General features: G+C 69.8%; 18 protein-coding genes and 1 tRNA gene. 11 read left to right on the forward strand and 8 right to left on the reverse strand.

Features of this window, described 5'->3' with window-relative positions:
- Nucleotides 1-13: 13 nt before the first annotated feature.
- The 3 genes from OG718_RS23830 to OG718_RS23840 all read right to left on the reverse strand — a co-directional run bounded on the left by OG718_RS23830 (nt 14) and on the right by OG718_RS23840 (nt 3,269).
- Nucleotides 14-598 carry a hypothetical protein gene (locus OG718_RS23830; RefSeq protein ID WP_143639071.1) on the reverse strand — a complete coding sequence of 195 codons (585 nt, stop codon included), beginning with the start codon at nt 596-598 and terminating at the stop codon, nt 14-16.
- Nucleotides 599-702: 104 nt separating this feature from the next.
- Nucleotides 703-1,590 (reverse strand): MurR/RpiR family transcriptional regulator, encoded by an 888-nt coding sequence (locus OG718_RS23835; protein WP_328847818.1) that lies wholly within the window; start codon nt 1,588-1,590, stop codon nt 703-705.
- Between the two features lie 44 nt (nt 1,591-1,634).
- Nucleotides 1,635-3,269 carry an aromatic amino acid ammonia-lyase gene (locus OG718_RS23840; protein WP_143639069.1) on the reverse strand — a complete coding sequence of 545 codons (1,635 nt, stop codon included), beginning with the start codon at nt 3,267-3,269 and terminating at the stop codon, nt 1,635-1,637.
- A 141-nt stretch (nt 3,270-3,410) separates the two neighbouring features.
- On the opposite strand from OG718_RS23840, the gene OG718_RS23845 reads away from it, so the two are divergent.
- From OG718_RS23845 to OG718_RS23865, 5 genes are all read left to right on the forward strand, one after another.
- A complete protein-coding gene (locus OG718_RS23845; RefSeq protein WP_143639067.1) occupies nt 3,411-4,445 on the forward strand; it encodes an ABC transporter ATP-binding protein in 1,035 nt (344 codons plus the stop codon).
- A complete protein-coding gene (locus OG718_RS23850; protein ID WP_143639065.1) occupies nt 4,442-5,083 on the forward strand; it encodes an ABC transporter permease in 642 nt (213 codons plus the stop codon). Before OG718_RS23845 ends, OG718_RS23850 begins: the two co-directional genes overlap by 4 nt.
- A gap of 1 nt (nt 5,084) precedes the next feature.
- The gene (locus OG718_RS23855) at nt 5,085-5,747 is read left to right on the forward strand and encodes an ABC transporter permease (RefSeq protein WP_143639063.1); all 663 of its coding nucleotides are present in this window, start codon (nt 5,085-5,087) and stop codon (nt 5,745-5,747) included.
- A gap of 110 nt (nt 5,748-5,857) precedes the next feature.
- Nucleotides 5,858-6,790: an ABC transporter substrate-binding protein gene (locus OG718_RS23860; protein WP_328845120.1), complete on the forward strand. Its 933-nt coding sequence runs from the start codon at nt 5,858-5,860 to the stop codon at nt 6,788-6,790.
- A gap of 123 nt (nt 6,791-6,913) precedes the next feature.
- On the forward strand, nt 6,914-7,342 hold the full coding sequence (locus tag OG718_RS23865) for a hypothetical protein (RefSeq protein WP_328847819.1): 429 nt from the start codon (nt 6,914-6,916) through the stop codon (nt 7,340-7,342).
- Nucleotides 7,343-7,829: 487 nt separating this feature from the next.
- On the opposite strand, the gene OG718_RS23870 is transcribed toward OG718_RS23865, so the two are convergent.
- Nucleotides 7,830-9,221, reverse strand: coding sequence for a cystathionine beta-synthase (locus OG718_RS23870; protein ID WP_143639057.1), 1,392 nt, complete (start codon nt 9,219-9,221; stop codon nt 7,830-7,832).
- Between the two features lie 145 nt (nt 9,222-9,366).
- Here OG718_RS23870 and OG718_RS23875 point away from each other — a divergent pair, with 145 nt between their 5' ends.
- The 3 genes from OG718_RS23875 (at nt 9,367) to OG718_RS23885 (ending at nt 13,046) form a co-directional block, all read left to right on the forward strand.
- Nucleotides 9,367-10,398, forward strand: a complete 1,032-nt coding sequence (locus OG718_RS23875) for an SGNH/GDSL hydrolase family protein (RefSeq protein WP_186001240.1) — start codon at nt 9,367-9,369, stop codon at nt 10,396-10,398.
- 321 nt (nt 10,399-10,719) lie between these two features.
- Nucleotides 10,720-11,940 (forward strand): acetyl-CoA C-acetyltransferase, encoded by a 1,221-nt coding sequence (locus OG718_RS23880; protein WP_143639056.1) that lies wholly within the window; start codon nt 10,720-10,722, stop codon nt 11,938-11,940.
- A gap of 314 nt (nt 11,941-12,254) precedes the next feature.
- Nucleotides 12,255-13,046, forward strand: coding sequence for a hypothetical protein (locus tag OG718_RS23885; RefSeq protein WP_143639054.1), 792 nt, complete (start codon nt 12,255-12,257; stop codon nt 13,044-13,046).
- A gap of 85 nt (nt 13,047-13,131) precedes the next feature.
- Here the strand turns inward: OG718_RS23885 and OG718_RS23890 are convergent, their stop codons facing one another.
- On the reverse strand, nt 13,132-13,443 hold the full coding sequence (locus OG718_RS23890; RefSeq protein ID WP_186001239.1) for a hypothetical protein: 312 nt from the start codon (nt 13,441-13,443) through the stop codon (nt 13,132-13,134).
- Between the two features lie 102 nt (nt 13,444-13,545).
- Between OG718_RS23890 and OG718_RS23895 the strand changes: the two genes are divergently transcribed.
- Entirely contained in the window at nt 13,546-13,776 is a 231-nt protein-coding gene (locus tag OG718_RS23895; protein ID WP_103550712.1) for a DUF4287 domain-containing protein, read from the forward strand.
- A gap of 83 nt (nt 13,777-13,859) precedes the next feature.
- Here the strand turns inward: OG718_RS23895 and OG718_RS23900 are convergent, their stop codons facing one another.
- The 3 genes from OG718_RS23900 to OG718_RS23910 form a co-directional block, all read right to left on the reverse strand.
- Complete coding sequence (locus OG718_RS23900) at nt 13,860-14,756, reverse strand: Bax inhibitor-1/YccA family protein (RefSeq protein ID WP_143639052.1); 897 nt, start codon at nt 14,754-14,756, stop codon at nt 13,860-13,862.
- 185 nt (nt 14,757-14,941) lie between these two features.
- On the reverse strand, nt 14,942-16,117 hold the full coding sequence (locus OG718_RS23905) for a 4-hydroxybenzoate 3-monooxygenase (protein WP_143639050.1): 1,176 nt from the start codon (nt 16,115-16,117) through the stop codon (nt 14,942-14,944).
- Between the two features lie 194 nt (nt 16,118-16,311).
- Nucleotides 16,312-16,394: transfer RNA gene (locus OG718_RS23910), tRNA-Leu, on the reverse strand.
- 390 nt (nt 16,395-16,784) lie between these two features.
- Here OG718_RS23910 and OG718_RS23915 point away from each other — a divergent pair.
- On the forward strand, nt 16,785-17,555 hold the full coding sequence (locus OG718_RS23915) for an ABC transporter ATP-binding protein (protein ID WP_143639048.1): 771 nt from the start codon (nt 16,785-16,787) through the stop codon (nt 17,553-17,555).
- A gap of 66 nt (nt 17,556-17,621) precedes the next feature.
- Nucleotides 17,622-20,147 carry an ABC transporter permease gene (locus OG718_RS23920; RefSeq protein ID WP_328845121.1) on the forward strand — a complete coding sequence of 842 codons (2,526 nt, stop codon included), beginning with the start codon at nt 17,622-17,624 and terminating at the stop codon, nt 20,145-20,147.
- Nucleotides 20,148-20,199: the final 52 nt, after the last annotated feature.

Genomic DNA, 20,199 nt, shown 5'->3' on the forward strand with positions numbered 1-20,199 from the left:
TCCGCCCCGAACCTCAGACGAGCACACCACCCCGACGCCGCGCCCCACCGGGCGCGGCGTCGCCCGCGGCGATCCCCGTGGCGCGATAGCCCTTGACCTGCTTGCCCGCCGGAACGCCGGCCCCGCGCCCGAGCCAGTCGACACGGACCCAGACGAGCGACTCGGCGGCCCGTTCCAGCCGTCCGATCCGGGCCGCCTTGAGGCGAAGGCCCGCCCCGGCTCCGGCGAGCAGCATCCCTCCGGCCGCAGGGACGGCGAACGCCGAGCCCAGTGCTCCCGCGAGGGCGAGCAGCAGCCACCACCGGTGCCCGCGCCGCCAGTTCCGTACCGTCACGGCCCGGTCCTGGAGCACGTCGTGCTTCCCGGCCCGGGCGGCCCCGCCCACCAGCGCCACGTACCGCCTGTGCCGTACCAGGGCCACCACGGCCGCGGTGATCAGAAAGAGCGCGGCTCCCGCCATCACCCCGATCCGGCGCCCGGTGATCCCGGGCACCAGCACACCCACACCCGCCGAGATCACTCCGAGCCACCACAACGGTGCCGCCCCGGCCCGTACGACGACGGCCACCCGCGCCAGTCCCTGCCCTCCGCGCGTCACGATCCGCTCCTCACCGACTCATCGACGCCTCTTTCGGGCACGCAGGCTAGCGAGCAAAAGTGAGACACGTCTGAGAGCGAACGAAAAAACGCGACACGGTACTGCTAATCGACGAACAGGCCCCGTGCGGCGGCCCGCGCGTCGAACTCCTCCAGGCGTGCCTGCGCCTGGGGCAGCCCGTCGCACATCGCCTCAAGGAGCACCCGCCCGAGCAGCATGGGCGCGCACGCCGTGTCGAAGGCGAGCCCGGTCCCGACGGCGGCGGGCAGCAGCAGATCGGACACCTTGGCCACCGGCGCGAACGCCGAGTCCGCCACCGTGACGACGGTCAGCCCGGCCTCCTTCGCGTAGGCCAGCGTGTCCACGACCTCCCGCGGATGCCGGGGCAGCGCGAAGCACAGCAGGGTCGTGGCCCCGGCCCGTACGGCCGAGTCGATCCGGTCGTGGACCATCGTGCCGCCCTCGTGGAGCAGCCGTACGTCCGGATGGACCTTGGCGGCGAAGTAGGCGAAGCCGTAGGCCTGGGACGCGGCCGCCCGCAGTCCGAGGACGGGCAGCGGCCGTGAGGCGGCGAGCAGCCGTCCCGCCCGCTCCACGGGACGCGGGTCCGCGAGCACGGAGGCGAGATGGCGCATGTTCTCGATCTCGGCCTCGACGGCCTGCTGGTACTCGTTGTACGAGCCCGTGTCCGCCGCGGGTTCGGCGGGCGCGACCTCGCGCAGGTGCTTGCGGAGCGCCGGATAGCCGTCGAAGCCGAGGGCCACGGCGAAACGGGTGACGGACGGCTGGCTGACCCCGGCCAGCTCCGCGAGCTCCACGCTCGACAGGAACGGCACGTCGGCGGCCCGCCGCACCATGCTGTGCGCGATGCGCCGCTGCGTGGGGGTGAGCCGGTGGCCCTCGAAGAGCGTCTGCAGACGCCCGGCAGGAGTGTCCGTCACGCCCGCGCTCCCGCCATCCACGCCCGCCTCGCCGTCCAGGCCCGTCTCCATGCCAGTGTCCATGCCCATATTCACGCTCATGTTCCCGTCCACGCTCATGCCGTGCTCCCCCTCCAGATGTCCGTGAACCGGTCGAGCAGTGCGGCCGCAGCCGTCACGTCGTCCGTGAGCGGCCGGTCGGTCGGGTCCGCGTCGAGCACCGACTCGGCGAGTTCCAGCGCCCGTGCCACCGGCAGCTCCGGATCCGGCCGCAGCTCGCGCTGACGCAACGCCCGTACGGCGGCGACGAGTTCACAGCCCACGACGAGCCGGTACGCATCGCACGCGCGCAGCGTCTGACGTGCGGCGAGCGAGGCGAAGCTGGCCTGCTCCTCGACGCCCCGGGAGAGTACAGCGTGGCCGAGCGAGGCGGGCGCGGAGAAGGCCCGCAGATCGCCGAGGGCGGCCCCGGCGGCGTACTCCAGGATCATCACGCCGGAGGAGGCGGGCTCGTGGTCGGCGAGGAAGGGGCGCAGGCGGGTGTAGGAGGGTTCGTTGAGGGTCGACAGGCGGGAGGTCGACAGGCGGGCCACCTGGGTGAGGGAGAGCCTGAAGTGGTCCAGGGCGAGGGCGAGTTGGGCCTGGTAGAAGCCGCCGTGGTGGTAGGCGGCCATGTCCTCGGCGCAGATCAGCGGGTTCTCGGCGGCCGCGTTGATCTCGACGGCGAGGACTTCCTCCAGGGCGTCGGCCGCGTCGTGCGCGGGCCCGTGGATCTGGGGAAGGCATCGGAATCCGTACGGGTCCTGGATCCGGCCGAGCGGCGGCGTCGGGTGGTCGGCGGCGCCGATCAACTGCCGCATCCGGCGGGCCACTTCACTCGAACCGCGGTGCGGACGCGCGGCGTGCACGGGCGCCGCGTAGGCCTCGTACGAGCCGTCCACCGCGACCAGTGACAGCGCGGCGACGACCTGGGTGGCCCCGATGAGCCCGCGCAGTTCGTGCAGCGCGAGGGCCGCCTGTCCGAGGGTGAGGGCGTTGCTGCTGATCAGCGCGAGGGCGTCGTTGTTGTCGAGCGGCTGGGGCTCGGGCGCGCCCACGGACTCCGGCGTACCGGCGACCGCGCCCGTGGCCGCTCCCGCGATCGCGCCTCCGAGCACACCACCGCCCACGCTTCCCGAGGCGCCCGCACCCACGACCGCGCGCACACCGGTCGACGCGTCCGCGCCCCGCCAGGGGTGCTCCCCGGCCAACGCCAGCCCGAGCTGTGCGAGCGCCGCGATGTCCCCGGTCCCCACCGAGCCGAACTCGTTCACGACGGGGTACGCGCCGGCCTCCAGCGCCTCGCACAGTGCCGTGACGACGGTGGGCCGCAGGCCCGCGCCGCCCGCGAGGAGCTGGTTCGCGCGGACGGCGAGCATCGCCCTGACCTGCCGGGCGGGCAGTTCCTCGCCGATGGCGCCGGCATGACTGCGCAGCAGACGCAGACCGTGCTCGGCGGCCGCCTCGGTCGGCACGTCCTCGTTCCGGTTGGCGCCGACTCCGGTCGAGCGGCCGTACACGCGCCCGGTCGCGGCGATCCGCCGGGCGGCGTCCCAGGATTCCTCGACGCGTTTCATCGCCTCGGTACCCGCGACCGGCCGTGCGGTCCCGTCGGCGAGCCGTACGACGTCGGCGACACCGGTGCTGCAACCGTCCAGCACCACGAGGCCGGTGGTCACCGCAACCGGTGCGTCCACATCCTGAGACGACATAGAGCGCGAACTCCCCTCAATCCGGACGTTGGATCTTGCCTGACGGTCATAAGTAACCGGCGATTAACACCGAACCGTTGACAACCTATTCAGATACAGAGAACTCTGCATGACGATATGCAGCCGGGCAAGGGACACCTCATGATCCAGTTCGACGCGGTCCACAAGCGCTTCCCGAACGGCACCACAGCGGTCCACGACCTCTCCCTGGAGATGCCAGAAGGCGGCGTGACCGTCCTCGTGGGATCTTCCGGTTGCGGCAAGACGACCACCCTGCGAATGATCAACCGAATGGTCGACCCGACCTCAGGGACCATCCGGGTCGGCGGCCGTGACGTGCTGGACCAGGACGCCGCCGATCTGCGCCGCTCCATCGGTTACGTCATCCAGCAGTCGGGCCTCTTCCCGCACCGCACGGTCCTCGACAACATCGCGACCGTGCCGCTGCTCCTCGGCCACGGCCGCCGCAAGGCACGGGCCCGGGCCGCCGAGCTCCTGGAGACGGTCGGCCTGACCGCCGAGTCCGGGAAGCGCTACCCGCACCAGCTCTCCGGCGGCCAGCAGCAGCGCGTCGGCGTGGCCCGCGCGCTCGCCGCCGACCCGCCGGTGCTCCTGATGGACGAGCCGTTCGGCGCGGTCGACCCGGTCGTTCGCACCCAGCTCCAGGACGAACTGCTCAGGCTCCAGAAGGAGTTGAGCAAGACGATCGTCTTCGTCACGCACGACATCGACGAGGCGGTACGGCTCGGCGACCAGATCGCGATCTTCCGCACCGGCGGCCACCTCGTCCAGTGCGCGACCCCCTCCGAACTGCTGGCCCGCCCGGCGGACGACTTCGTCGCGGACTTCCTGGGCGCCGAGCGCGGCCTGAAGCTCCTGTCCCTGACGCCGCTCAAGGACATACCGCAGGCGCCGGCCCCCGAGGGCGGCACCTGGGAACTGGCCCTCGACGCGGCCCGCAGGCCCCTGCACTGGCGCACCGGGGACACCGAACTCCCCGTACGGCCGCTGCGCGACACCGACTCCCTGCTCGCCGCGCTCAACGAGTCCATCGCCTCCCCGACCGGGCTCGTGGCCCGCGTCGACGCCGACGGCGCCCTCACCGGCGTGACCTCCCGCGACGAGATCCACCAGCACGCGGGCCAGGCCCACGCGGAAGCCCGGGTGGCCTCGTGACCGTCGACTGGTCGTGGATAGGCGACCACACCGACGACCTCACCACCCTGACCGTCTCGCACCTCCAGGCGGCCCTGTCCGCGGTCTTCTTCGGCCTGCTGATCTCCCTCCCGCTGGCCGTGGTCGCCCACCGGATCCGCCCGCTGCGCGGTGTGCTCCTGGGCCTGTCGAACGTCCTCTTCACGATCCCGTCGATCGCGGTCTTCGTACTCCTCCTCCCGGTCTCCGGCCTGACCCGCACCACCACGGTCATCGGCCTGACGATCTACACCCTCGTCGTCCTCCTGCGGAACACGGTCGAAGGCCTCGACTCGGTCCCCACGAAGACGAAGGAGGCCGCGAAGGCCATGGGCACGCGCCCCCTGCGCGCCCTCCTCACGGTCGAGCTCCCCCTCGCGCTCCCCGTGATCATGGCGGGCGTCCGTATCGCCACGGTCATGTCGATCTCGCTGGTCTCCGTGGCCACCTACATCGGCGACGGCGGCCTCGGCCAGCTCTTCACGGACGGCTTCCAGCGCAACTTCCCGACCCCGGTCATCGTCGGCGTCGTCCTGACGCTCCTGCTGGCCCTGGTCGCCGACGCGCTGCTGGTCGCCGTCCAGTACGTACTCACCCCGTGGACGAGGCGGCGAGCCTGACATGTACGAACTCTTCAAGGACCTCGGCGACTGGCTGGTCAGCGGCGAGCAGTGGACCGGCCCCGACGGCATCGGCCACCGCCTCGCCGAACACCTCCAGTACTCCCTCCTCGCCACCCTCGTGGCCGCCGCGATCGCCCTCCCCGTGGGCCTGCTGATCGGCCACACGGGCAGGGGCGCGTTCCTCGCGATCAACCTCGCGTCCTTCGGCCGCGCGCTGCCCACCGTCGGCCTGGTCGTGCTCGTCTTCCTGGCGAGCGGCCTGTCGATGTGGCCGGTGTACGTGGCGCTGGTCGCCCTCGCCGTCCCGTCGATCGTGACGAACACGTACGCGGGCATGACCGCCGTCGACCCGGACGTGAAGGACGCGGCGCGCGGCCAGGGCATGCGCTGGCACCAGGTCCTCTTCCAGGTCGAACTGCCCCTCGCGCTCCCGCTGATCATGACGGGCCTGCGGCTGGCGCTGATCCAGGTGGTGGCGACGGCCACGATCGCGGCGTACGTCTCTTTCGGGGGGCTGGGTCGGTATGTGTTCGACGGGCTCGCCCAGCGGGACCTTGTGCAGGTGCTGGGCGGGGCGGTGCTGGTGGCTCTGGTCGCCGTCGTGCTCGACCTTGGCCTGAGTGGCCTTCAGCGGGTGCTGTTCCGTCATCGCCCCGCGTAGGCGCTGCCGCCGACCGTTTGTATTGAATCTGCGGGTCCGTCGTGGCTGGTCGCGCAGTTCCCCGCGCCCCTAGAAGCACGAAGGGGCACCCCACGCTTAGGAGTCACCCCATGAATCGTCGCACCCTCCTCGGCGGGCTCTTCGCCGCCGCGTCCGTGCCCGCTCTCGCCGCTTGCAGCAGCGGTATCACCTCCCTCGACGGCGGGGGCAGTGCCGGTGGCGGGGGCGGGTCCAGCAAGGACGGCGTCACCATCGGCACCGCCAACTTCACCGAGAACCAGGTGCTCGGCTTCCTCTACGCGGCCGTGCTGGAGGCCGCCGGTGTGAAGACGAAGGTCCGGCCCAACCTCGGCACCCGCGAGATCCTCATACCCGCGCTCAGGGGCGGCGACATCGACCTGCTCCCCGAGTACCAGGGCGCCCTCCTGCACTACCTCTCCCCCAAGGCGAAGGCGACGGAGGAGGGCGAGATGCAGAACGCCCTCGCCATCGCGCTGCCCGCCGGACTCCAGGTGCTGCCGTACGGCATGGCCGAGGACTCGGACGCGTTCGTCGTCACCCAGGAGACGGCCGACAGGTACGGGCTGTCCTCCCTGGCCGACCTGAAGAAGCAGAACGGCAAGCTCGTCATCGGCGCCGCGCCCGAGGTGAAGAAGCGCGAGGTCGGCTCGGTGGGCCTGAAGGACGTGTACGGGGTGGAGTTCAAGGAGTTCAAGTCCCTCGACTCCTCGGGGCCGCTGGTGAAGGGCGCCCTGAAGAAGGGCGACGTGGACGTGGCGAACCTCTTCACCACCGACACCGACATCGTGGCCAACAAGTGGGTCGTCCTCACCGACCCCAAGAACCTCATCCCCGGCCAGCACGTCGTCCCCCTCATAGCCGACCGCAAGGCCGACTCGACGGTCCGCAAGGCCCTCGCCGAGCTGGGCAACGTGCTCACCACCGAGGATCTGACCGAGCTGAACCGCCAGGTCGACAAGGACAAGAAGGACCCGGAGGACGTGGCGAACGCGTACGCGAAGGAGAAGGGCCTGACGAAGTAGGGCCCGACGAGGCGGGACCCGACGCCGGCGGCCCCACCTGGTGGGGAACAGCCCAGCGAGGACAGGGGGGCTAACCCCCGTGCCAACCGCGCTCCGGCTCTCTACCGTCGAGATATGACCGGTATGGAAACCCCCGACGCCGAACTCAAGAAGGAACTCGACGCCACCTTGCACGCACGCAAGGAACTGGGCGAAGAGTACGAGTCCGCGCTGGTCGACTCGTTCCTGGAAAAGGTCGAGCAGCGCCTGGACGGCGCGGTCGACCGCCGGGTGCGTCGTCAGCTCGCGGAACAGCAGATGGTGGTGGCCCGGGGCTCGCGTTCCCCGCAGGGATCCTCGGACTCCTTCGGCGAGCGCTTCGGCTTCGGCATCGTCTCGCTGGTCCTCGCGATCCCCCTGTCCGCGATCGGCGGCGGGGTCGCGGACCTGCCCGGCCTCCTCGTCGCCTGGGCGGGCATCGTGGGGGTCAACGTGGTCCAGGCCGCACGCAACTCACCGAACTTCTTCGGCAGGCGCCACAAGTCCTCCCAGGACAGCGAGTGGGAAGACTGACCCACCGAGCCCCGTAAGGCCACACGCGCGGCAAGCACCACCGAGCCCCGTAAGGGGCGCGGGGAACTGCGCGACCAACCCCCACGGACCCGCAGCAAAGACCGACAGCGCAGCCCACGCACAAAGGGCCCGGTACCTATATGGGTACCGGGCCCTTCGCGAGCTTGCGCGGGGACCGCCGCACCCCCGATACCGGGGGGCGGGACGACGGCGGTCCCCGCGAGGGACGCGGGCCGGGTCAGGGCCAGGCTTACGCGTCCGTGGCGTCCATGGAGGTCCGGGAGCCGCTCCGGAGGTCCTTGGCGCCGTTTCGGTGCCGGCCGGGGCGGGGAGCCGCTCCCGCCCTTGCCGACATCCACCAATGTGCCGGACGCGTGTTAAGCGTGTGCTGCGCGGACGTGACGCGCTCGTACCACTTCCACGAAGTTCCGCCGTGATCGCTCACACCGGAAGTTCCCCTCCGGGGTGCGGAGTTCACCGGACGTTCCTACTGGCGTCCACCCTTGGCCAGGAAGGACAGCAGGTCCTGCCGACTGACGACACCGGTGGGCTTGCCCTCGACCAGGACGATCGCCGCGTCGGCGCCGCCGAGCACGGTCATCAGGTCGCCCACGGGCTCACCGGAGCCGACCTGGGGCAGCGGTGCCGACATGTGCTTCTCCAGCGGGTCGGAGAGCGAGGCCCGCTGGGTGAACAGCGCGTCGAGCAGCTCGCGTTCGACCACGGAGCCCACGACCTCGGCGGCCATCACGTCCGGGTGGCCCGCGCCCGGCTTCACGATCGGCATCTGCGAGACGCCGTACTCCCGCAGCACCTCGATGGCCTCGCCGACCGTCTCGTCCGGGTGCATGTGGACGAGTGACGGGATGGCCCCGTGCACCTTGTCGCTCAGGACGTCGGCGACGCGGGCGCTGGGACCCTCGTCCTCCAGGAACCCGTAGTCGGCCATCCACTCGTCGTTGAAGATCTTGCTGAGGTAGCCGCGTCCGCTGTCGGGCAGCAGCACGACCACGACGTCGTCGGGGCCGAGCCGCTCGGCGACGCGCAGCGCGGCCACGACGGCCATGCCGCACGAACCGCCCACCAGCAGCCCCTCCTCCTTGGCGAGCCGCCGGGTCATCTGGAAGGAGTCCTTGTCGGACACGGCGACGATCTCGTCGGCGACGGTCCGGTCGTACGCGGTCGGCCAGAAGTCCTCGCCGACGCCCTCCACGAGGTACGGGCGTCCGGAGCCGCCGGAGTACACGGACCCCTCGGGGTCGGCGCCGACGACCTGGACCTTTCCGTCACTGGCGTCCTTGAGGTACCGCCCGGTCCCGGAGATGGTGCCGCCGGTCCCCACGCCCGTCACGAAGTGGGTGATGCGCCCCTCCGTCTGCTCCCACAGCTCGGGGCCGGTGGAGTGATAGTGCGAGAGGGGATTGTCGGGGTTGGAGTACTGGTCGGGCTTCCAGGCACCGGGCGTCTCGCGCACGAGCCGGTCCGAGACGTTGTAGTACGAGTCGGGGTGCTCGGGATCAACGGCGGTGGGGCAGACGACGACGTCGGCCCCGTACGCCCGCAGGACGTTGATCTTGTCGGTGCTCACCTTGTCGGGGCACACGAAGATGCACTTGTAGCCCTTCTGCTGGGCCACGATGGCAAGGCCCACACCGGTGTTTCCACTGGTCGGCTCGACGATCGTGCCGCCCGGCTGGAGCGCGCCGCTCTTCTCGGCGGCCTCGATCATGCGCAGGGCGATGCGGTCCTTCACGGAACCGCCGGGGTTGAAGTACTCGACCTTCGCGAGGACGGTCGCCTGGATGCCGGCTGTCACGCTGTTGAGCCTCACCAGCGGGGTGTTGCCGACGAGACTGATCATCGAGTCGTGGAATTGCACCGTTGTCTCCGGAGCTGAAAAAGAAGTGGTCGGGGTGGTCGTCAGCCTATGCCCCCTCCTGGGCGTTCACGTCGCGTTGAGATTGGCCGACGGTCTGTACGGGGCAAGGAGTGGGTGTACGGCAAAGAGGAGGTGGCGGCTACGCATGACGAGCTTGTCGAGAGCGAGGGTGGCACGCCGGATCGCCGCGGGCGCCGCGTACGGCGGCGGTGGCATCGGTCTGCTGGGTGCGGCGACGGTCGGAGTGGTGCTGGCCGAGGTCCAGCTCGCGAAGCGCCAGGTGGGGAACGGCCACAGCCCCCATCCGCCGAGCGCGGACGGACTGTACGGGTATGTGTACGCCGGCTCCGAGGAACCGCTGCGCCTGACGATGCTGGGTGACTCCACGGCCGCGGGGCAAGGGGTGCACCGGGCCCGTCAGACACCGGGCGCGCTGCTCGCCTCCGGGCTCGCGGCGGTGGCGGAGCGGCCGGTGCGGCTGCGGAACGTGGCGCTGCCCGGCGCCCAGTCCGACGACCTGGACCGCCAGGTGGCGGTGGTTCTGGGGGAGCCGGACGGGATCCCCGACGTGTGCGTGATCATGGTCGGCGCGAACGACGTGACACATCGGATGCCGGCGACGCGCTCGGTCCGCCACCTCGCGTCGGCGGTACGCCGGCTGCGTACGGCGGGTGCCGAGGTGGTCGTGGGCACGTGCCCCGACCTGGGCACCATCGAGCCGGTCCAGCAGCCGCTGCGGTGGCTGGCACGGCGCGCCTCGCGGCAGCTCGCGGCCGCCCAGACCATCGGGACGGTGGAGCAGGGCGGGCGGACGGTGTCGCTGGGCGACATGCTGGGGCCGGAGTTCGCGGCGAATCCGCGGGAGCTCTTCGGGCCCGACAACTACCACCCCTCCGCCGAGGGCTATGCGACGGCCGCGATGGCCGTGCTGCCCACGGTGTGCGCGGCGCTGGGCCTGTGGCCGGCGGAGGAGGAGCGTCCGGACGTCTCCCGCCGGGAGGGGTTCCTGCCGGTGGCCCGGGCGGCCGCGGAGGCTGCCTCCGAGGCGGGCACGGAGGTCACCGCGGCCATGCCCACGGGGCCCCGTGGCCCCTGGGCCCTCCTCAAGCGCCGCCGTCGCCACCGCGTCCCCGCCACGGACCCGTCCCCGACGACGACCCACCAGCCGTCCGCCTGACCGGGACGTTTCTCGCCCCCGCCGCCCCTACCCGTTCCCGTCAGCTACTCGGGGGCTCCGCCTCCGAACCCCCGCTCCTCAAACGCCGGACGGGCTGCATTTCAGCCCGTCCGGCGTTTGAGGACGAGCGCGTCAGCGCGATGCGGGGTCTGGGGGCGGCAGCCCCCAGGGACGGGACGGGTAGGGGCGGCGGGGGCGAGGAAAGCAAGCGCTTAGACAAATGCGGCCCGAGTCACACGCCCACACCCGTGACCTCGCCCATACGTCCGGGTAACTTCCAATCCAGGTCCGCCTACACCCTCGTACGCCAATGGAGCCGTCATGCCGGAAGCCGTAATCGTCTCGACCGCCCGCTCCCCCATCGGCCGCGCTTTCAAGGGCTCCCTCAAGGACCTGCGCCCCGACGACATCACCGCCACGATCATCCAGGCGGCCCTGGCCAAGGTCCCGGAGCTCGACCCCAGGGACATCGAGGACCTGATGCTCGGCTGCGGCCTCCCCGGCGGCGAGCAGGGCAGCAACCTCGGCCGCATCGTCGCCGTACAGATGGGCATGGACCACCTCCCGGGCACCACCATCACCCGTTACTGTTCCTCCTCGCTCCAGACGACCCGCATGGCCCTGCACGCCATCAAGGCGGGCGAGGGCGACGTCTTCATCTCGGCGGGCGTGGAGATGGTGTCCCGCTTCACGAAGGGCAACTCCGACAGCCTCCCGGACACGCACAACCCCCTCTTCGCGGACGCGGAGGCCCGCACCGCCGAGGTCGCCGCCAGCGAGGGCGCGAGCTGGCACGACCCGCGCGAGGACGGCCTCGTGCCCGACCCGTACATCGCGATGGGCCAGACCGCGGAGAACCTCGCCCGCATCAAGGGCGTCACCCGCCAGGACATGGACGAGTTCGGCGTCCGCTCGCAGAACCTCGCCGAGGAAGCCATCAAGAACGGCTTCTGGGAGCGCGAGATCACCCCGGTCACAACCCCGGACGGCACGGTCGTCTCGAAGGACGACGGCCCCCGCGCCGGCGTCACCCTCGAAGGCGTCCAGGGCCTCAAGCCGGTCTTCCGCCCGGACGGACTCGTCACGGCGGGCAACTGCTGCCCGCTGAACGACGGCGCCGCCGCCGTGGTGATCATGTCCGACACGAAGGCCCGCGAGCTCGGCCTGACCCCGCTCGCCCGGGTCGTCTCGACCGGCGTCACCGGCCTCTCCCCCGAGATCATGGGCCTCGGCCCGGTCGAGGCGTCGAAGCAGGCCCTGAGCCGCGCCGGCCTGACCGTCGACGACATCGACCTCTTCGAGATCAACGAGGCGTTCGCCGCCCAGGTGATCCCCTCCTACCGCGACCTGAACATCCCGCTGGAGAAGCTGAACGTGAACGGCGGCGCGATCGCGGTCGGCCACCCCTTCGGCATGACCGGCGCCCGCATCACCGGCACGCTCATCAACTCCCTCCAGTTCCACGACAAGCAGTTCGGCCTGGAGACGATGTGCGTCGGCGGCGGCCAGGGCATGGCGATGGTCATCGAGCGCCTGAGCTAGTAGCGGGAGTCACCACAGGCACCGGCGCCCGATCCGAAGCACCGCACCTGTAACCGCAGTTGAACTCAGCGTGACCGGATCGGCCCGGAACCCCGCAACCACCGGGGCTACGGGCCGATTTGTGATCCAATCTCCCCCAGGATGTGACCTATCTCCCTCCGGAGAGGGATTTACGCAGGTCAGAGCCGTTACGCAACCAAACATCAGGCCTAAAGTCCTGTCCCTTTCGTGACGTTACGCACTGACAGCTGGTTAGTCCGCCCTTCAAGCTGATGTAGGAAGTCGGGGGTCGACTTTGAACCGGGAGTACGTCAGTGAGCACCACGTCTCTTGCTCTGCTGCTCGCCACAGCCACCACCACGGCCGTGGGCGTCGCCGTTCTGCGCACCCTGCTGGCGCTGCGCCGACAGGTGGCGGCCCTGCACACCCAGCTCGCCGAGAGCCGCACCACGGCCGTCCGCGGTCTCGTGCCGTCCGCGCGCTCGACCACGGACACGGACGAGATACGTGCCGCCGTGGCCGAGGCGCTCGCCGAGGAGCGGGAGCGGGAGCTCGCCGAGGCCCGGGCGTTCTGGGCCGCTCAGGAGGCGCGTGACGCCTCGGACTCGCCCACCCTGCTCGGCCTGCCGGACAGCGACCTGTTCCTGCCGCGCCAGTCGGACTTCGCGGGTCTCGAGCACCTGGAGCCGGTGACCGAGCCGGCCGCCGACGCCGACGAGTTCGCCGGGGACTCCCCCGAACTGGCCGCGGCCCGCCGCCGTCACCCCTCGCACCCGGACTTCGTACCGGTCCAGTCACCGGTCGTGAACGACCACGAACGCACCGTGTCCTGCCTGGAGGAACTGGCCGAGTCCCGCACGGAACTCGCCGACATCCGCCCCGGCCCCCTCGGCACCCTCGACGTCTACGTCTTCGCCGACGGCACCACCCTCTGCATGACCCCGGGCCACCGCGAAACGGCCGAACGCCTCGCCGATTCCCTCCGCACCGGCCACCCCCCGGTCCTCCTGGGCGGCTCCGGAGTCTCAGGCGCCTACGCCCTGACCTTCGAATGCGCGGACGAAAACGTCTACGTCCTGGCGGACCGGGTCATAGCCTCGCTTTAGAACAAGCCTGACAGGAGGCGCGCCCCGTCAGGGGCGCGGGGAACTGCGCGCTCAGCCACATCGCACCCGCAGTCGCAACGAACACTCAAACCCCCGCCCTCTTCTGCGCCTCCTCCACAACCCGCACCGCTTCCGCGACCTCGTCCTCGGAAGTCAGCACAACAGCCAAGTCATTCCCAGCCAGAGTGATCTGATCCGCCGCGGCGAACATCCCCGCGTCCGGCATCTCCAGAGGCTCCCGCGAGGGATCCTCCAACCGCTGGGCACGCAGTGCCAACTCCCTGGCCAGCCCCAGCGCTTCCGCGGCAGCCCCCCGTTGCAGCCGGCTCTGCGGAGCGGCCCGCAACCGGTCGGCGAAATGTTCCACGGCCCGCGTCAAAGGCGTCGTATCAAGCACGCGCCGACCCTACGCGCCTCATCTGGACTGTTGCCAACAGGCCAACGCTCAGGCACGGTGACTTGAAGGACCGGCTTACATCCCATGCGTCCGGAGGCGCCGATGTCCCAAGTCTTCTCCGAGGAGACCCATCGCAATCTGCTCGCCCGCATCCCCCATTGCACCGGTCGTGAGATCTCCGACTGGCTGCGCACCGTCGACGAAGGCCCCGCCCTCTTCCGCTTCGAGGAGAAGGTCAGCTGGCTCCGCGCCGAGCACGACCTCGCGTACGGCCACGCCAAAGCCATCATTCACGAGTACGACCTGAGGAGGGCCGCGCGCAAACTGCTCTGAGCGGTTTCGCTCTGCTCCAGCACCCGAAAAACACGGAAGGGCCCGCGAACCTCGGTTCGCGGGCCCTTCCTACTGCGGTCCTGCTAATCGTTGCCGCTGAAGATCGCCACCAGGCGCAGCATCTCCAGGTAGATCCACACGAGGCTCATGGTGAGGCCGAAGGCGGCCAGCCATGACTCCTCGCGCGGCGCGCCGTAGGCGATGCCGTCCTCGATCTGCTTGAAGTCGAGCGTCAGGAAGAACGCACCGAGGACGATCGCGAGAATGCCGACGATCGCGCCCAGCGGGCCCATGCTCCGCAGCCCGCCGTCATCGGCGACACCGAAGACGACCAGCAGCAGGTTGACCGCCATGACGAGCACGAAGGCGATGGCGATGGCCATGCCGATGCGCGCGTACCGGGCGGTGACTCGGATCCAGCCCGCCTTGTAGATCAGCAGGGTGGCGCCGGACACCGCCATGGTGCCGAGCACGGCCTGGAAGGGCGCGCCGCTCCACCTGCTGTTGAACATCTCGCTGATCACGCCGAGGAAAACACCCTCGAAGGCGGCGTACGCCAGGATCAGCGGGGGCGAGGCCTTGCGCTTGAAGGCCTGGACCAGCGCGAAGACCATCGCGATGAGCGCGGAGCCGATGGCCAGGCCGAAGCTGCTCGACGTGACCGGCAGCAGGGCCCACGCGAGCACGGCACCGACGGTGACCGTGCCGAGCGTCATGGCCGTGCGCGTGACGACGTCGTCCATCGTCATGCGGCCGGCGGCGGGCGGGGCCTGCGGCGGCGCGCCGTGCTGGAGGTCCTGCGGGGCGTAAGGATTCTGCGCGTACGGGTTGCCGCCCTGCGGGGCGTGCGGGGTGCCCGCGTACGGGTTCCCCTGCGTTCCGACAGCGGGGCCCCCGGCCTGCGGCGCGGTGTTGAAGCCCGCGTAGCCGTTGTCGCGGCTGAACCCCCGTCGCGAGAAGACCGGGTTGCTGCTCCTCATTTCACTCCTCCATGGCCACCCTGCGTGGCCTTGGCTCAAGAGTAATGGGTAGGCAAAAGAAAGCCTCTAGTGCCTGGGGAGGATCTTTCCCCTCTTGTGACCGGGAACACCAGGCCTGGACCCGGCATTCCCCGCACCGCTACAACGCCGGTACGCACTGTTCCGGTTCCCTCTTCCGGGGCTTCTCACTCCAGCGGGAAGCCGGTGTACCCCTCGGCGAGGTCCTGCTCGGCGGCCCGCGCACCGGCGATCCGGGCCAGCCGGGCGAGCTGGATCCGGTCCTCGAAGGGCGTCGCGTCGGCCGTGCGGTGCAGGAGCGTCGTCATCTCGTACGAGAACCGCTCGGCCTGCCACACCCGCCGCAGACAGGTCTCGGAGTACGCGTCGAGCCGCTCGGCCGACCCGGTCTCCTTCTCGTACGCCAGAGCCCGCGCGAAGGTGACGACGTCACCGACCGCGAGGTTCAGTCCCTTGGCTCCGGTCGGCGGCACGATGTGGGCGGCGTCACCTGCCAGGAAGAGCCGCCCGTACCGCATCGGCTCGTGCACATGGCTGCGCATGGGGGTGACGGACTTCTGCGTGATGGGCCCCCGCTCCAGCCGCCACTCGTCCCCGGTCTCGAACCGCCGCTCCAGCTCGTCCCAGATCTCCTCGTCGGCCCACTCCTCGGCGTCCGTGCCCTCGGGCACCTGGAGGTAGAGCCGCGAGACGACGGGCGACCGCATGGACAACAGGGCGAAACCACGGTCGTGCCGGGCGTAGACGAGCTCGTCGTGCGAGGGCGGCACATCGGCGAGGATCCCGAGCCACCCGAACGGGTAGGTCCGCTCGAAGACCCGGGTGAGCTCAGCGGGAATCGCCTTGCGGGCAACCCCCCAGAACCCGTCGCACCCGACCACGTAGGAGCACTCCAAAACGTCCTCCCGCCCTTCATGCCGAAACCGCACCCGCGGAGCATCACTGTCCGCCCCCTCCACGGCGAGGGCCTCCGCCTCGAAGAGCAGCGGCCCGCCCTCCTTCAGCTGAAGCGCGATGAGGTCCTTGCACACCTCGGTCTGGGCGTAGACCATCACGGACCGCCCACCGGTCAGAGCGGGAAAGTCGATCCGGTGCCGACGCCGGTCGAACCGCAGCTCGATGCCGTCGTGCCGCAGTCCCTCACGGTCCATGCGCTCACCGGCGCCCGCGGCCCGCAGGACGTCCACGGTCCCCTGCTCCAGGATCCCGGCCCGCTGCCGATGCTCCACATAGGCCCGGTCCCGGCTCTCCAGCACGACGGAGTCGATCCCCGCGTTGTGCAGCAGCCGCGCCAGCAGCAGCCCGGCCGGTCCGGCCCCGATGATCCCGACGGTGGTACGCATCGCCACGCCCCTTCGCGTTCCGACAACAGCAGTGAGCGATACCCATACCGTTCGCTCAGTGAAATTTAATTCACCAAATCACTACCGTGAGTCTCCGACGGGCAGAACCCGCTGTCAACGGTTGCGAGGTGAAGTCTTCAATGAAGGATGCACCCTTCATTGGGATACGCCGGAAAAAGCGGAAGTGTCGGAGGTGCCCGGAACCGGACTTGAACCGGTACGCCCGCGAGGGGCAGCGAGGTTTAAGCTCGCCGTGTCTGCATTCCACCATCCGGGCAGGCCATGGGCTCCGCGTCGAGTGTTCCGAGCCTATCGGGACAGATCCCCCGAACAGCGGAAGGGCAGCCCGATGTTGTCTTATTTTATTGACGTCTGAGGGTGCATCAGCCCACGGTACGCGCCATCAGCACATGCCAAATGCCCTTCGGCCGAAGCTTGGCGGCGTATGGGGAATGACGTGATTTCACCGCCCGAACGAGCGGAACCTGACGAACCGTCGCCGATTCCCTCTCAGGGGCGGACGTCATCCCCAGGTATGACACGGGGTCGCCGGGTCCGACCCAAGGCTGCCTTCGGAACCAGAACAGCGGGTGACTACACGACGCCGATCGACGCAGACGATGGAACGGTCGTCCTCACTCGTCGTACCGACAAGGAGCACCCTCCCGTGACCACCATGCCCCTCGCCGACCGTGCCACCACGGTGGCAGCCCGCGCCTCGGAACTGTCCAAGGTCTACGGACAGGGGGAGACCCAGGTGGTCGCCCTGGACCGGGTCTCCGTCGACTTCCGGCAGGCGGAGTTCACCGCGATCATGGGCCCCTCCGGCTCCGGCAAGTCCACGCTGATGCACTGTGTGGCGGGCCTGGACAGCTTCTCCTCCGGCTCGGTCCGCATCGGCGACACCGAACTCGGCTCCCTCAAGGACAAGCAGCTGACCAAGTTGCGCCGGGACAAGATCGGCTTCATCTTCCAGGCGTTCAACCTCCTGCCGACCCTCACGGCCCTGGAGAACATCACCCTTCCGATGGACATCGCGGGCCGCAAGCCGGACAAGGAGTGGCTGAACAAGGTGATCGGCATGGTGGGCCTGGCCGACCGGCTCTCCCACCGTCCCACCGAGCTCTCCGGCGGCCAGCAGCAGCGCGTCGCCGTGGCCCGCGCGCTGGCGTCCCGCCCGGACATCATCTTCGGCGACGAGCCCACCGGAAACCTGGACTCGCGATCGGGTGCCGAGGTGCTGGGCTTCCTCCGCAACTCAGTACGGGAGATGGGGCAGACCGTCGTCATGGTCACCCACGACCCGGTGGCCGCGGCGTACGCGGACCGCGTGATCTTCCTGGCCGACGGGCGGATCGTCGACGAGATGCTCTCGCCGACCGCCGACGGCGTCCTCGACCGGATGAAGGCCTTCGACGCCAAGGGCCGTACGAGCTAGCCGACAACGCGCCCTCGCGCCCCGCCGCGTCTCGTCCCGCCTCCTCCTCCACCAGGACAGAAACCCATGTTCCGTACCGCCCTGCGCAACGTCCTCGCGCACAAGGCCAGGCTGTTGATGACCGTGCTCGCCGTCATGCTCGGCGTCGCCTTCGTCTCCGGCACCCTGGTCTTCACCGACACCTTCGGCAACGCCTACAAGAACAAGTCGGCGAAGAGCTTCGACCACGTCTCGGTCGCCATACAGCCCGAAGGCGGCTCCTACTACGAGTCCGGTGACGACGGCGAGGCCAAGAAGCCGCCGCGGCTGACCGACGCCCTCCTGAAGAAGACCCAGAACCTGCCCGGCGCCGACTCGGCGATCGGCGGCGTCATGGACTTCACCGCGCTCGCCGACAAGGACGGCAAGCTCGTCGGCGGCGACTGGGGCACTTCCGGTGCCAACTACTACCCCGGCAAGGACGGCAAGGACCCCCGCTACGACTTCACCGAGGGCGCGGCACCCAAGTCCGCCGGTGAGATCGCGCTCGACTCCAGGACCGCCGGACGCACCGGCTACAAGGTCGGTGACACGGTCCGCTACTCCACCGACGGACCGGTGAGGCAGGCGAGGATCAGCGGCGTCTTCGACACCGAGGACGGCAGCGTCCTCGCGGGCGGCAGCCTGGTGGTGTTCGACAACGACACCGCCATGAAGGTCCTCGGCAAGAGCCAGTACGACGAGATCGACGTGAAGGCCGCCGCGGGCACCTCCGAGACGGCGCTGAAGAGCTCGGTCGAGAAGATCCTGCCGAAGGAGACGGTCGCCCTCTCCGGTGCCCAGCTCTCCGACGACCAGGAGGCGATGATCGAGGAGCAGACCAGTGCGATGAGCCAGGTCCTGCTCATCTTCGCGGGAATCGCCCTGTTCGTCGGCATCTTCATCATCGCCAACACCTTCACCATGCTGGTCGCCCAGCGCACCAAGGAGCTGGCCCTGATGCGCGCCATCGGCGCCTCGCGCCGCCAGGTGACGCGCTCCGTGCTCATCGAGGCGTTCCTCGTGGGCCTGGCGGCCGCGGTCACCGGCTTCGCGCTCGGCATCGGCGTGGCCATGGGCCTGGAGTCCCTGATGAACTCCGCGGGCGCGTCCCTGCCCGACGGGCCGCTCGTCATCGCCCCGACCACGATCGTCGTCGCGCTGGTCATCGGCGTGGTCGTGACCATGCTGGCCGCCTGGCTGCCGGGCCGCCGCGCCGCGAAGATCCCGCCGGTCGCCGCGATGAACAGCGTCCACGCGACGCCGACCACGCGCGGTCTCGTCGTCCGCAACACCCTCGGCTCGATCATCGTCGCCCTCGGCGCGGTCATGCTGTTCATGGACGACAACTACGTGAAGGCCGGCGGCGCCGGAGTGATCCTCGTCGGTGTCATCGTCCTCACGCCGCTCCTGTCGCGCCCGTTCATCGCCGCGTCGGCCCCGCTCCTGAAGCCGTTCGGCGTCACGGGCAAGCTGTCCCGGCTCAACGCGGTGCGCAACCCGCGCCGCACGGCCTCCACCGCCTCGGCCCTGATGATCGGCCTGACCCTCATCACGGCGATGACGGTTGTCGCGACCTCCATGGGCAGCGCCATCAACAAGATGGCCGCGGACTCCCTGAAGGCCGACTACACCGTCTCCATGGCGAACTACCAGCCGCTGGCCCCCGAGATCCGCGAGAAGCTGGACAAGCTCCCCGACGTCGAGGCGAGCAGCCCGTTGCGCCCGGCCTACGGCGAGCTCGGCGACTCGTACACCGAGGTCTCCGGCGTCGACGAGAAGGCCTTCGGCAAGCTGGTGAGCCTCGACTTCACCAGCGGCTCCCTCGCGAACCTGACCGGCGCCTCCACCCTGGTCGACAAGGAGACCGCGGACGACGAGGGCCTGAAGACGGGTGACACCGTCCCGGTGAAGTTCGACGACGGCGAGACGGCCCGGCTGAAGGTCGCCGGCGTCTACGAGCAGAACGAGATGCTCAACGGTCTGTTCGCGCCGCTCGCCGTGGTCGACCCGCACCTGTCGAAGGTCACCGATCAGCAGGTCATGGTGAAGATGAAGGACGGTGTCTCCGACCGGGCCGAGGACGCCATCGTCAAGGCCCTGGGCGACAACCCCGCCATCAAGATCCAGGACAAGAACGCGATCAACAACGAGATCGCCGGCGCGATCAACCTGATGCTGAACATGCTCTACGGCCTCCTGGCGATGGCCATCCTGATCGCCGTCCTCGGTGTCATCAACACCCTGGCCATGTCGGTCTTCGAGCGGAAGCACGAGATCGGCATGATGCGGGCCATCGGTCTCGACCGCGCGAAGGTCAAGCAGATGGTGCGCCTGGAGGCGATCATCATCTCCCTGTTCGGTGCGGTGCTCGGCATCGGTCTCGGCCTCTTCATGGGCTGGGTGGCGGGCGACAGCATCTCCGGCACGGTGAAGACGTACACCATGGAGATCCCGTTCGGCCGGATCGCCGTCTTCCTCTGCATCGCGGGCCTGGTCGGCGTCCTCGCGGCGATGTGGCCGGCGCGCAGCGCGGCGAAGCTGAACCCGCTGATGGCGATCAAGAGCGAGTAGTCACTGGAGGCGCGCACAGGAGTGGGGCCCCGGACGAGCGTCGTCCGGGGCC

This window comes from Streptomyces sp. NBC_00258 (genome assembly GCF_036182465.1).
Classification (GTDB): Bacteria; Actinomycetota; Actinomycetes; order Streptomycetales; family Streptomycetaceae; genus Streptomyces.

Coding starts and splice junctions, on each gene's coding strand:
- OG718_RS23845 (WP_143639067.1), top strand. CDS start 3,411: ATGATCCAGTTCGACGCGGTCCACAAGCGCTTCCCGAACGGCACCACA.
- OG718_RS23855 (WP_143639063.1), top strand. CDS start 5,085: ATGTACGAACTCTTCAAGGACCTCGGCGACTGGCTGGTCAGCGGCGAG.
- OG718_RS23875 (WP_186001240.1), top strand. CDS start 9,367: ATGACGAGCTTGTCGAGAGCGAGGGTGGCACGCCGGATCGCCGCGGGC.
- OG718_RS23840 (WP_143639069.1), bottom strand. CDS start 3,269: ATGTCGTCTCAGGATGTGGACGCACCGGTTGCGGTGACCACCGGCCTC.
- OG718_RS23905 (WP_143639050.1), bottom strand. CDS start 16,117: ATGCGTACCACCGTCGGGATCATCGGGGCCGGACCGGCCGGGCTGCTG.
- OG718_RS23900 (WP_143639052.1), bottom strand. CDS start 14,756: ATGAGGAGCAGCAACCCGGTCTTCTCGCGACGGGGGTTCAGCCGCGAC.
- OG718_RS23920 (WP_328845121.1), top strand. CDS start 17,622: ATGTTCCGTACCGCCCTGCGCAACGTCCTCGCGCACAAGGCCAGGCTG.
- OG718_RS23835 (WP_328847818.1), bottom strand. CDS start 1,590: ATGGAGACGGGCCTGGACGGCGAGGCGGGCGTGGATGGCGGGAGCGCG.
- OG718_RS23880 (WP_143639056.1), top strand. CDS start 10,720: ATGCCGGAAGCCGTAATCGTCTCGACCGCCCGCTCCCCCATCGGCCGC.
- OG718_RS23895 (WP_103550712.1), top strand. CDS start 13,546: ATGTCCCAAGTCTTCTCCGAGGAGACCCATCGCAATCTGCTCGCCCGC.
- OG718_RS23860 (WP_328845120.1), top strand. CDS start 5,858: ATGAATCGTCGCACCCTCCTCGGCGGGCTCTTCGCCGCCGCGTCCGTG.
- OG718_RS23865 (WP_328847819.1), top strand. CDS start 6,914: ATGGAAACCCCCGACGCCGAACTCAAGAAGGAACTCGACGCCACCTTG.